Below are 13,166 nucleotides of genomic sequence, written 5' to 3'. Positions count from 1 at the left end.
ATTGAACGATTACGCGGTATCAAACCGGAGTTTGCCTGGCCTTCAGATGGCGCGCATACCACGGCCGCTGTGGGACCTTGCGAAACAGATCCGCCAGTTTCTTTTCATCCTCGCCAAACGTAATCCGCAACGCCAGCTTCATGGTTTCCGGGTCCATTTCCACTGACTTTCCAGCCTGCAATCCCGGCGTGGTGCTACAACCATGAGTGACCGGCCCCAGCCACGGGTCATCGATTTCGACCCAGCGCCCCGGCGCGAACCATTGCACACCGTTGACCTGCAACCGACTGACCTGCCCCGGATGGAAGCGCTCGTGGGCGCGAAACCAGTCTTCCAGGCGATCGTCGATCCAGCCATGAAAGTGCCAGAACACCGGGCTGACATGGGAGGAAAACGGGTCGCCGAGAAAATCGTTTTCCGGCGCAAACCAGCGTGCGGAAAAGTCCGAGGGATCACGGGCGAACGGCACCGGTTGGCCGTTCGAGGGATCGCGCGGCACCGAGGCCCAGCGCATGTGCAGCCAGTCGTGCAGGCCCAGTTCGACCTCTGAACCGAACTGACCCAACGTCAGCGTCGACAGGTAACGCGGGTCGCGGTAGCGCGATTCCCAGACCTGGAAGTTGCTGTGATAGGTCTCGCTGGTCTTGATGTCACTGACCCATTGCGAGTATTCGTCATCGTCCTCGGCCAGCCAGGTCGGCGGCAGCGAGGTGCCGTCGTGGTTGTCGAAGTAACGAGCGAAACCGAGCCGGTCCCGGGCCAGTTCCGGCTGCGGCAACGGGAAACGCGACCAGGACGGCAAGTCCTGCATCGTGCGCGCCGTGCCGAGCATGTGCCGGTGCATGAAGAAAAAATCCACCCCCGAACCATTGCGATCCTTGCGCTCGCCCCGGGCATCGCGCTCCTGGTCCCGAGGGCCGGGCTGCCAGCCGAGGCCGCGCAAGGCGCCGCGCTGGTCTTCAGACAACTTGTGCCACTTGTCCCGGGAGGCATGCCAGAGCTGGTGAAACAGCCGATGTTCCGGGGACACCAGCCAGGCCAGCAAGGTCGGGTTGAGCCCGGTGCGTTCGCGTGCTTCGGGGAACACGCGTTTGACCGCGATGAAGCGATTGTCCTGAGCGGTCAGCATCAGCGGACGATCCAGATTCAGCACGCGGCCACTGAGGGTACCGCTGCCAGCGTTACCGAAACCGGCCCAGACCTCATCCAGGGTCATGTTGAACTCGTAGTCGCAGCTGCCGTTGGCACTGACCAGCCGCCAGCTCAACTGCGCCGGATTCGCCCCGGCCAGATCGCCGAGCACGCGGTAACGGGGCGTTTCGCGTGCGCGCAAACGCTCGGCGGTGTCAAGGAAACCGCTGACACCGCGCCCCTTGTGGCCGATGTCGAGAAACACTTCCAGGCCCTCCAGCGGCAAGCCCTCGATACCGGCGTCCCGACCTTCAAAACGAATCTGCCAGACACCGCGCAGCGTATCCGCGAGGCGCTGACCGGCGACATCCGCCACCTCGAACGACGCTTCGCCGGGTGTGATCGTCGGGTCCGCTCTGGTCAACTCGCGATGCCCGTAATACACCGCAGGCAGGGCAGCACCGGTCAGCGCCACACCCGCGAGGAACCATCGTCGAGAAATCGTCATTGCCCTACCTGTGTCAGCCATGGAGCAGGCTTTATCCAAGCTAGAACGTTTGTTGCGCCGACAAATTTAACGGCTTCACTGTAGGAGCTGGCTTGCCAGCGAAGAGGCCGGCACAAACACCTAAATTCTCAGCCCGTCCACTCGTTCCCCCCAGATAGCAAAGGCCCCGCGCCTGCACCCTGACGGCGACCCCGACTGAGACGGCAATGACAAAACCACGTTCGAAAAAGGCTCTTTACATCGGCCTGCCGCTGGCCCTGGCGATCAGCGCGGGTGCCGGCTACGCGGCTTGGGATTATTGGTTCAAGGACAATCCCGGCTATCCGGTCAAGGTGATGAAACAGGCCGATGCCTTGCAGGAGCGCATCCTGTCGTTCGACAGCCACATCACCGTGCCGATTGATTTCGGTACCGCCGGCAACGAGGTGGACAAGGACGGCGAAGGCCAGTTCGACCTGGTCAAGACCGGGCGCGGTCGCCTGTCCGGCGCAGCGCTGACGATCTTCGGCTGGCCGGAAATCTGGAACGGCCCCAACGCACCCCACCGCCCTACTGCCGGTTTCATCGACGAAGCCCGGCACGAGCAAGAGACCCGCTACAAGATCATCAGCACGATGGTCCGCGACTTTCCCAATCAAGTGGCCATCGCCTACACCCCCGACGATTTCCGTCGCCTGCACGGTGAAGGCAAGTTCGCGATTTTCATGAGCATGCTCAACGCCTACCCGCTGGGCAATGACCTCAATGCGCTGGACAAGTGGGCGGCCCGAGGCATGCGCATGTTCGGCTTCAGTTATGTGGGCAACAACGCCTGGGCCGACTCGTCGCGACCGCTGCCATTTTTCAACGATTCACGGGATGCCCTCGGCGGGCTCTCGGACATCGGCAAACAAGCGGTGCAGCGCCTTAACGACCTGGGCGTAATCATCGATGTGTCGCAGATGTCGACCAAGGCCCTGGAGCAAGTCGCGCAACTGAGCCGCACGCCGATGGTCGCGTCCCACTCGGCTCCGCGAGCGTTGGTGGACATCCCGCGCAACCTCAGTGACCAGGAAATGCAGCTGATCAAACACAGCGGCGGCGTGGTGCAGATTGTCGGCTTCCCGACCTACATCCGCCCGCTGAGCCAGGCCACCCAAGACAAGCTCAACGCCCTGCGCGCCCGCTTCGACTTGCAACCGTTGCAAGGCCTGGAGATGGCGCTGATGCCCGGCGACCCGGTGATCACCGTCTGGCCGGAACAGCGTTTCGGCGAGTACGCCAGCCAGCTCTATTCGATCCTCGACGAAGAACCCAAGGCCACCCTCAAGGATTACGGCGACGCCATCGATTATGCCGTGAAGAAAATCGGCATCGACCACGTCGGCATCAGTTCCGACTTCAACGACGGAGGCGGCCTCGACGGCTGGAAAGACGTCAGCGAGGCCCGCAACGTGACCGCCGAACTGATCAGCCGCGGCTACGGTGAAGCCGACATCGCCAAGCTCTGGGGCGGCAATTTCCTGCGGGTTTGGGACCAGGTGCAAAAGTCCTCCCGGCCCGTCGTCCAGAACTGATTTTTTACTTTTGCCAAAGCGAACCGAACCCATGACCAACCGTCGTTCATTCCTCAAGCAGGCCGGCATCCTGGCCGCCGGTATCCCCCTGGCCTCGGCCGTGAATCTGCCGGCACTGGCTGCCAGCCCTGCTCCGCTACCGAAAGACAAATGGGACCAGTTGCGCCAGTTGTTCACCCAGGACCCGAACTACCTGCATTTCGCCAATTTCCTGGTGACCTCGCACCCGCACCCAGTGCGTGAAGCCATCGAAATGCACCGTGTCAACCTTGACCGCAACCCAGGCCTGGCCATGGATTGGCATCGTGGCGAAACCGAGAAACGCGAGGAAGAAGTGCGCGTCTGGGCCGGTCGCTACTTGAAGGCCAAGCCGTCGCAGATCGCCCTGACCGGCAGCACCACCGAAGGCCTGGCGATGATTTACGCGGGCATCCACGTGCGCTCGGATCAGGAAATTCTCACCAGCGAACACGAGCACTACGCCGCCAACAGCGTCTTCAAATACCGCACCCAGAAGGACGGCACCCAGGTCCGCAAAATCAAACTGTTCGAAGACCCGTCCAAGGTCTCGACCGCCGAAGTGCTGGCGGCGATTGAAAGCAACATTCGCCCCGAGACCCGTGTGCTGGGCATGACCTGGGTGCACTCCGGCAGCGGCGTGAAGCTGCCCATCGGTGAGATCGGCAAACTGGTGGAAGAGAAAAACCGCGGCCGCGACGACAAGGACCGCATCCTCTACGTGGTCGATGGCGTGCACGGCTTCGGCGTGGAGAACGTCGATTTCCCGGACATGCACTGCGATTTCTTCATTGCCGGCACCCACAAATGGATGTTCGGCCCACGGGGCACCGGGATCATCTGCGCCCGCTCCGACGAGCTCAAGGACGTCACCCCGACCATCCCGACCTTCTCCGAAGCGACTCAGTTTTCGACGGTGATGACTTATGGCGGTTATCACTCGTTCGAGCACCGCTGGGCGCTGACCGAGGCGTTCAAGCTGCACCTGGAACTGGGCAAGGCCGACGTCGCTGCACGCATCCACGAGATCAACAGCTACCTGAAAAAGCGTCTGCAAGCGCACCCGTCGGTGGAGCTGGTCACGCCGCTGTCGCCTGAGTATTCGGCCGGTTTCACCTTTTTCCGCATCAAGAACCGGGACTGTGAGGAGGTCGCAAACTACCTGATGGACCAGCGCGTAGTGTGCGACGCCGTTGATCGCGATGTCGGGCCGATCATTCGTGTCTCGCCGGGCTTGCTCAACACCGAAGCGCACATCGACCGTCTGATGGAACTGTTGGCCAACCAGATCTGACTGAGCGAAAGCCACTATGAAAAGCACCCTGAAAAAACTCGGCGCGCTGACGCTGTTGGCCGTGCTCGGCAGCGCCTTGCCGGGCCTCGCCCAGGCCCATACCCCGCCACTGGCAGGCAAGGTTTTCAAGGATTGCCGCAATTGCCCGGAAATGGTGGTGCTGCCGGCAGGCACGTTCACCATGGGCACCCCGGAAGGCGAGCTCGGTCGCGAGCCCGACGAAGGTCCGCTGCATGAGGTGACGTTCGACAAACCCTTCGCCATGAGTCGCTACCAGATCACCGCTGGCGAGTGGAGCCAGTACCTCAAGGAAACCGGGACCACCCTGCCCGACGGCGACACCCGCCCCGGTCGCGAGTGCATCAACAGCAAGCCGCGCTACCCCCAGGGCCCTCGCCAGCCAGCGGTGTGCATGAACTTCGCCGAGGTCAGCGCCTATGTCGCGTGGCTGTCGATGAAAACCGGTCAGCACTACCACATCGTCAGCGAGGCCCAGCGTGAATACGCCGCCCGTGCAGGCTCAAGCGGACCGTTCCCCTTCCCGTTCGACCCGGGCACCGAGTACAGCATCGCCACCCACGCCAACACCTACGGCCCGGTCGATGGCTACAGCTACAGCTCGCCGGTCGGCAGCTACCCGCCCAACGCGTTCGGCATGTACGACATGCACGGCAACGTCTACGAGTGGATCGCCGACTGCTACCACCCGGACTACGTTGGCGCGCCCACCGACGGCAGCGCCTGGACCGAACCGAACTGCGACACCCTGCGCATTCGCGGCAACGACTGGGGCGAAGCACCCGTGTTTTCGCGCTCGGGTAACCGCAACGACATCGACCCGCAAACCCGTGGCGACTGGATCGGTTTCCGCGTCGTGCGCACGCTCTGATTCCTCCCCAACCCTTGTGGGAGCAGACTTGCTCGCGAAGAGGCCGTACATCCGACATCGTTGTTGACTAGCAGACCGCCATCGCTGGCAAGCCAGCTCCTACAGTTTTTGCGTCGAACTCAAAGTTCTCGAACGGCACCCAACCTGTAGGAGCAAGCTTGCTCGCGATGAGGCCGGTACATTCAACATCGTCGTTGACTGGCAGGCTCGCTCCCACAGGTTTTGCATCGTCCACCGTTTAAATTATGCCCTCCATCAGACGTTCTACTGGGTATCTGCCTCAACACCCAAGGAACCCTCTGCTCATGACCCAGCCAACGCGTGGTGCAATTCATGAATTGTTCACCCTCCTGAAACCGTTCCGGCTGGTTGTCAGTCTGTCGATCCTTCTGGGTATGGTCGGCGGTCTGTGCGTGACGGTGCTGCTGGCCACGATCAACAACGCGCTGCACTCGGCGGATGGCCTGACCCAAGGCGTGGTCGCCCTGTTCGGTGGTCTGTGCCTGCTGGCGCTCGGCAGCTCGATCTGCTCGGACATCGGCACCAACTACGTCGGCCAGCACATCATTGCCAAACTGCGCAAAGAGCTCGGGGAGAAGGTGCTTTCAGCGCCCATCGAACAGATCGAGCGCTACCGCAGCCATCGCTTGATCCCGGTGCTGACCCATGACGTCGACACCATCAGCGACTTCGCTTTCGCCTTCGCGCCCCTGGCCATTTCCCTGACCGTGACCCTCGGCTGCATGGGTTACCTGGCCATGTTGTCGTGGCCGATGTTCCTGATGATGGTGGTGGCGATTGCCATCGGCACCGGCATTCAGTTCTACGCACAGGGCAAGGGCATCCAGGGTTTCATGGCCGCCCGCGACGCCGAAGACGACTTGCAGAAGCACTACAACGCCATCGCCGGTGGCGCCAAGGAATTGCGAATTCACCGTCCACGTCGCCAGCGCATGTTCGAATCGGGCATCAAGGGCACGGCCGATTTCATCTGCAACACCCAAGTGCGTTCGATCAACACCTTCGTGATCGCCAAGACCCTGGGCTCGATGCTGTTCTTCGTGGTGATCGGCCTGGCGCTGGCCCTGCAATCGTTCTGGCCGAGCGCCGACAAAGCGGTGATGAGCGGCTTCGTCCTGGTGCTGCTGTACATGAAAGGGCCGATTGAACATCTGGTCAGCACCTTGCCGATCGTGAGCCGGGCACGCATTGCGTTCCGTCGCATCGCCGAGCTGTCGAGCCAGTTTTCCTCACCCGAGCCGCACCTGTTGCTCAACGACAAAGGCATCGCGCCGAGCGTGGTCAACCGCCTGCAACTGGACAATGTCAGCTATGCGTTCCCGGCCGCACCGGGCAGCGAAGCGTTTCGCCTGGGGCCGGTGAACCTGACCATCGAACAAGGCGAGATCATATTCATCGTCGGCGAAAACGGTTGCGGCAAGACCACGTTGATCAAACTGCTGCTGGGCCTCTACGCGCCGCAGCAGGGCGCCATCCTGCTCAACGGTCAAGGCATCGATGCGCAGAACCGAGACGACTACCGCCAGTTGTTCACCACAATTTTCGCCGACTACTACCTGTTCGATGACGTGGTGCAAGGCGATCAGCACATTCCGGAAGACGCCAATCAATACCTGCAACGGCTGGAGATTGCGCACAAGGTCAGCGTCAACGACGGTCGTTTCAGCACCACCGACCTGTCCACCGGACAGCGCAAGCGCCTGGCGCTGGTCAATGCCTGGCTCGAAGAACGCCCGGTGCTGGTGTTTGACGAATGGGCCGCCGACCAGGACCCGACCTTCCGCCGGATCTTCTACACCGAGCTGCTCCCGGACCTTAAGCGCCTGGGCAAAACCATCATCGTCATCTCCCACGACGACCGCTATTTCGACATGGCCGATCAACTGGTGCGCATGGCATCGGGGCGGGTCGTGACCGAGCGCACCGCCGCCTGACAGCGGCAGTCGACACGCAGGTCATTGTTTTTTGAAGTTTGTTTTCCGGTTTAGCCGAAGTGGCCCGTCTAATAATAATTATCATTAACAAAAAATCTGCACACCCCCTTCTGGAGCGATTCGAGCAATGCAAAGCCTTACTCTGTCCCGCGCACCGCTGGCACTCGCCATCGAACGGCAAAAGAAATTTCGAACGGTCTTGCCGGGCGCGCTGCTGACCCTGTTGCTGCTGGGCACCTCCCAGGTTGAAGCCGCGCCGGTGAATGTCAACGTGCCGTCTCAGTCGCTGGCCAGTGCATTGCGCCAACTGGGTCAACAGACCAACCTGCAGATTCTCTACAGCCAGGACATGGTCAACGGCCTCAAGTCGACTGCGGTGTCCGGAAACCTGGAGCCGGAGCAGGCACTGAAAACCTTGCTGCTGGGGAGCGGCATCGGTTTTCAACTGAATGGCAACACGGTTTCACTGGTACCGACGGCGGACAACTCCAGCACGCTGCAACTGGGCGCCACTTCGATCACGGGCCTGGCGCTTGGGCCGACCACCGAAGGCACGCACTCCTACACCAGCGATGAAGTCAGCATCGGCAAGGGCAATATCAAGGTCAAAGACATCCCGCAGTCCGTGTCCGTCGTTACGCGCCAGCGCATGGACGACCAGAACCTGAACAGCCTGCAAGACGCCATGCGCCAGGTCACCGGCGTGACGATCAAGACCTACAACGCCGGTTCCAGCCTCAACGACGTCTACATGCGTGGCTTCCTCGTCGACCAGGTGCAGGTCGACGGCGTGTCGCAACCGACCGGTCAGGGCGACCTGTCCACCAGCTTCGACCTGGCGATGTACGACCGCGTCGAAGTGCTGCGCGGTCCGTCGGGCCTGTATCAGGGCGCTGGCGAACCTGGCGGTACGATCAACGTGGTGCGCAAGCGCGCCCTGGACAAATTCGCCCTGAGTGGCGAAGTGGCGGGCGGTTCTTATGACCACTACCGGTCCTCGGTGGACGTCACCGGCCCGTTGAACGACCAGGGGACCTTTCGCGGGCGTTTCGTAACCGCCTACGAGAACAACAAATCCTACGTCGACTACGCCAAGAACGAACGCCCGATGGTTTACGGTCGTCTGGAATTCGACCTCGACCCGGCCACCACCCTGTCGGTCGGCGGCGCCTTCCAGAAGAACAATTCCACCCCGGCATTCGGCCTCCCGGCTTACTCCGACGGCAGCATGCTGGACGTCCCCCGCTCGACCTTCGTCGATGCCAAGTGGAACACCCTCAACGAAAAAGTCTGGGAAACCTTTGCTGAAGTGGACCACGCGCTGGACAACGGCGGTCAGTTCAAGACCACCGTGACCTACCGCGATGCCGAAACCCCGGAGCGTAACTTCACCTGGGCCGACGGTCCGGTCGATCCCGAGACCGGCGACAGCTGGGCGGTGGCGTACGACTACTACACCCACATCAAGACCATCGGCGTCGACAGCTTCGTCACCACACCATTCGAATTTGCCGATCGCCAGCACGAGTTCACCCTGGGCGGCGAGTACCAGCATCTGGACAAGGACTTCACCTACGGCGGTGGCGAGTACTTTCCGATCAACGTGTACGATCCGGGCAGCATCGACATTCCACGCAACGACTACGAGCACGTCAACGGCAACTGGTCCAAGTCCGACCAGTACGGCCTCTACACTCGCGCCAAATTCAACGTCACCGATTGGCTCGATGTCATCGGCGGCAGCCGCGTAACCTGGTACGAAAGCGACGCGAAAAACGAGAACGCCTTCTTCAACAACTACGGCGAAGCGCACACCAGCATCACCCACAAAGTCGTGCCGTACGGCGCTATCATCGGCAAGATCACCCCGGAGCTGTCGACCTACTTCAGCTACACCGGCGTATTCAAGCCACAAAGCGAAATCGGCAGTGATGGCGAGCCGGTCGGCCCCCGCGAAGGCGAACAGTATGAGATCGGCCTCAAGCGCGAGTTCTTCGACGGTCGCCTGAACGCCAGCATCGCTGCATTCCGCATTTACGATGAAAACCGGGCCGAGTACGACGACTCCACCGGTGCCTACATGACCGAGGGCAAGGCACGCAGCCAGGGTTGGGAAACCGAGTTGAGCGGTAACCTGACCGACAACTGGAGCATCGTCACGGGTTACGCCTATACCAGCACCAAGTACCTGGAAGCCGCAGACGCCAACAAAGGCAAGACCTTCAGCACCATCACGCCCAAGCACAACTACAACCTGTGGACCAAGTACGACTTCACCGACGGACCGCTCAAGGACTTCAACATCGGCGGTGGCGTGCGTGCCGTCAGCGAAACGTACTACCAGCGTGACGTGAAATTCAAACAAGCTGGCTATGCCGTCACCACGGCCCAGATCGGCTACAAGTTCAACGATCATCTGTCGACGACACTGACTGCCAACAACCTGTTCGACCGCAAGTACTACGACCGCGTCGATGCGGCCTGGGGCACCAACTTCTACGGTGACCCGCGCACCTTTACCCTGAGCGTACGCGCCCAGTACTGATTGACGAAGGCTTCATCGCTGCACACCACCGGGCCCCTTGCGGCCCGGTTTTGTTTTTTGGACACCCCCAAAAAACAGCTGACCAGACAGAAGACGAACCTTCTGGACAGATCGCGCAGGCATTTTCTGCCACCGAGAGTTTGTAACATTAAGCGTCATTTCGAATCAGATAGTAGCCAGCCCACCGCTTGATCAATGAGGCTGCATCGTGTTTCAACGTCTTGTGTGTTCGCTGTCCGTTCTGAGCCTGTCCATCGCCGCCGCCCAGGCTGCCGAGACCGCCCCGCTCAACACCCCGCGCCTGAAGGGCATGGACAATTTCCGGGATGTCGCCGGCACCACCACCGCCTATTCCACAGCCAACGACGGCACGATGCGCGCCGGGGTGTTCTATCGCTCCAATGCACTGACCCCGTCTGCGGCAGACCTGACCACCCTGAACAGCCTGGGCATCAAGTCGATCTACGACCTGCGCACGCCGAGCGAAATCGCCGCCACGCCCGACACCCTGATCAGCGGGGCGACCTACAGCAACATCGACATCATCGGCGCCACCGCATCGGGCTCGAACATCACCAACATCTCGTTCCACAGCGCCGCCGAAGCCCTCGCCATGATGCAAGACACCAACCGCGCCTTCGTCAGGGACGCCGGGATGCGCGGCCAGTTCACCCGGCTGTTCAATGAACTCGCCGCGGTTGACGGCGCCGCACTGTTCCATTGCACCGCTGGCAAGGACCGCACCGGCTGGACCGCCGCCGTGCTGCAAAGCATCGCCGGGGTCGACAGCGCAACCATCATGAGCGACTACCTGGCGACCAACGACTACACCGCTGCTCGCATGGCAGCGACCCTCAAAGCGTTGCCGCCGAGCATGGCGGCGATTTATGCGCCGTTGCTCGGCGTAGAGGCCAGCTACCTGCAAGCCGGCCTGGACGAAGTCACCGCGCAGTACGGCACGATGGACAACTACCTCAAGCAAGGCCTGGGTCTGTCGCAAGAGACGATCTACGTGCTGCGCGGCAAGATGGTCGAGTACAACAGCCTGCCGGGCCAGGCAGGTTTTGTCGGCAATGCCGCGGCCGGTGCGCAGCTGCTGCAACAATTGCAGAACACCCGCCTGTCCGGCACTTACAGCGACTACAACTACTACCTGCAATCGGCCATCGACGCCGGTGACCTTGGCGGTGTGCAGTCCACCGTCGGCGGCCAGGTGCATGCCGATGCCGCCAGCTATTTGCTGCGTCAAAACACGATGATCGATCAGGCCGCGGCGCCGTTCACCAGCGGCATTGACCTCAAGGCCGGGCAATACCGGTTGTGGAGCACCGCGCTGGCGGGCTATCTGGGCACTGACGGCTCGGCCCACGCCGAGAGCAGCAACGAGCACAGCCAGGGCCTGATGATCGGCCTGACACAGCGTTTCTCCGAGCAGTTCAGCGCCTACGGTGGCTTTGGCTACAGCAAGGGCAGCGTCGGCGGCGCAGGGGGCGAAGCGGACACCGACCTGACTTTCCTCAGCGCTGGTGCGCGGTTTGCACCGAACGGTCTGGAGCGCGGTCTGTTTATCGACGCCGACGCCAGCGCCGGCTACATCGACTACGACAGCAGCCGCGACCTCGGCGGCGGTCTGGGCACGGCCAAAGGCGACAGCCACGGCAACCTCACCGGTGCCACGTTGGCGTTGGGTTACCGCGTACCGGTCAGCGGCGTGACCCTGGAACCGAGCCTCGGCGTGCGCATCAGTCACCTGAACCTGGCGGGTTTCCAGGAAAAAGGCAGCGAGCTGGCCCTCGACGTCGACGACATCAACCAGACCCGCAAAAGCGCGGTGGCCAACCTCAACGCCTCGTTCAACGCCGTCAGCGTTGGCGCCTGGCAACTGGTGCCGGGTGTACAGGTCGGTTACGAACACGTATTGGGCGACAACGAAATCGACAGCGAAGGCCATCTGCTGGGTCTGGACATCGAACAGCGCGCCGCTTTCGACAACCGCGACCAGTTCCTGGGTGGGGTGAATGTGATGGCCAATCTGGGCGCATTGAGCGTGGGTGCCGAGCTCGGTGCCATGGGCGGCGGTGACAGCCACGGCAGTTTTGGCAGCCTCAAGGCCAGTTATCTGTTCTAACGGAACTCCACCGGTTCAAACCGCCATCGCGGCGGTTTGAACCACGAACGATCAGGCCGGTTGCCGTACCCGCACCCCCTTCCTCACCTCTACCGGACTGACACCGTAGGCACTCTGAAAATACTGACTGAACCTGCCGACATTGCTGAAACCGAATTGCAACGCCACCTCCGTCACCGAAGGCGCGACGCCTTGCGTGAGCACGCCATAGGCACGTTCCAGACGCACTTGCCGCTGGTAAGCCACGATCGACATCCCGACGAAACGCTGAAAACCGTCCTGCAACGCACGCAGGCTGACGTTCGTCAGGCTCGCCAGTTCCGTACCGCTGACCAGGTTATCGGGATGCGCCTGAATGAATTCGAGCGCCAGCTTCACATGCCGCGGCGCGATGATCGGCGCCGGGCGACGCAGGGCTTCAGTGAAGTTGTGCGGCCAGGTCTCCAGCACGGCATCGACCAGCATTTCGCGCAGGCGCGACGGCATCAGCGAACCGGTATTCATCAGCAGATCAAACTCGGCGCCTGTGGCCAGGTCCACCAGCGCACGGATCCCCTGAAAGGCCGACACCTTCAGATCCACCACCGGCTCGAACACGACTTTTTCCAGGATCGGCTTGCCCAGCAAGGTCGACAGTCGCTCAGTGATCAGTGCGCGCCGTATCGAAATGCCATGCTGCGCGTGATTCTCAATAAAGCGCACCGAACGCACATCGGCCTTGTCGATGGCCAAGCCGATCTGACCAAAGCCGACCGACTCGGTGGCGTGATTGAAGATGATCTTGCCGGCCGTGGGAATGACGAAAGTGATCTCGTCCAGAGGCTCGGGAAAGTCGACCGAGAAATCCCCCCGGTAGTGCATGCGTCTGAAACTCACGCCTTCGTGCCGGCCGTATACCCCACCGATGATGATGTTACGCGGCGGCGGTGGAGAGTCGGCATACAGGTTGCCGAACATCCTTGAAAACACTGCACCAAAGTCGTCGCAGCGCATGTCGTCGGAGCGCAGGATAATTGGCTGGCGGGTTGTGCTTGAGTACACCTGAGAGTCGCCTTGAGTGGGCCGAAGCGGCGCGCAGAATCTATCAGGTGTAAATGACAGGCACGTGACGGCCTATTCTTCATGAACGCTCGATTCAAGAA

The 13,166-nt window shown here is 61.4% G+C and carries 8 protein-coding genes; 6 read left to right on the top strand and 2 right to left on the bottom strand.

The genetic code is table 11. The features are described 5' to 3' along the window. Positions 1 to 19: 19 nt before the first annotated feature. Positions 20 to 1,639 (bottom strand): PvdJ/PvdD/PvdP-like protein, encoded by a 1,620-nt coding sequence (locus QYH43_RS10010; RefSeq protein ID WP_301156976.1) that lies wholly within the window; start codon positions 1,637 to 1,639, stop codon positions 20 to 22. A 206-nt stretch (positions 1,640 to 1,845) separates the two neighbouring features. On the opposite strand from QYH43_RS10010, the gene pvdM reads away from it, so the two are divergent. The 6 genes from pvdM (at position 1,846) to QYH43_RS09980 (ending at position 12,024) form a co-directional block, all read left to right on the top strand. Further along, entirely contained in the window at positions 1,846 to 3,195 is a 1,350-nt protein-coding gene (gene pvdM, locus QYH43_RS10005) for a pyoverdine-tailoring dipeptidase-like protein PvdM (RefSeq protein WP_301156975.1), read from the top strand. Between the two features lie 31 nt (positions 3,196 to 3,226). Next, complete coding sequence (locus QYH43_RS10000; RefSeq protein ID WP_301156974.1) at positions 3,227 to 4,507, top strand: aminotransferase class V-fold PLP-dependent enzyme; 1,281 nt, start codon at positions 3,227 to 3,229, stop codon at positions 4,505 to 4,507. Between the two features lie 16 nt (positions 4,508 to 4,523). Next, positions 4,524 to 5,396 carry a formylglycine-generating enzyme family protein gene (locus QYH43_RS09995; RefSeq protein ID WP_301156973.1) on the top strand — a complete coding sequence of 291 codons (873 nt, stop codon included), beginning with the start codon at positions 4,524 to 4,526 and terminating at the stop codon, positions 5,394 to 5,396. Positions 5,397 to 5,701: 305 nt separating this feature from the next. Continuing rightward, entirely contained in the window at positions 5,702 to 7,351 is a 1,650-nt protein-coding gene (locus tag QYH43_RS09990) for a cyclic peptide export ABC transporter (protein ID WP_301156972.1), read from the top strand. A 127-nt stretch (positions 7,352 to 7,478) separates the two neighbouring features. Then, on the top strand, positions 7,479 to 9,896 hold the full coding sequence (locus QYH43_RS09985) for a TonB-dependent siderophore receptor (protein ID WP_095059076.1): 2,418 nt from the start codon (positions 7,479 to 7,481) through the stop codon (positions 9,894 to 9,896). Positions 9,897 to 10,104: 208 nt separating this feature from the next. Next, positions 10,105 to 12,024, top strand: coding sequence for a tyrosine-protein phosphatase (locus QYH43_RS09980; protein ID WP_301156971.1), 1,920 nt, complete (start codon positions 10,105 to 10,107; stop codon positions 12,022 to 12,024). A gap of 51 nt (positions 12,025 to 12,075) precedes the next feature. Here QYH43_RS09980 and QYH43_RS09975 read toward each other — a convergent pair whose 3' ends face one another. Then, positions 12,076 to 13,065: an AraC family transcriptional regulator gene (locus QYH43_RS09975; RefSeq protein WP_095059074.1), complete on the bottom strand. Its 990-nt coding sequence runs from the start codon at positions 13,063 to 13,065 to the stop codon at positions 12,076 to 12,078. Positions 13,066 to 13,166: the final 101 nt, after the last annotated feature.

Source organism: Pseudomonas sp. C32 (assembly GCF_030417915.1).
Classification (GTDB): domain Bacteria; phylum Pseudomonadota; class Gammaproteobacteria; order Pseudomonadales; family Pseudomonadaceae; genus Aquipseudomonas.
This window is presented reverse-complemented; position numbering and strand designations above follow the sequence as displayed.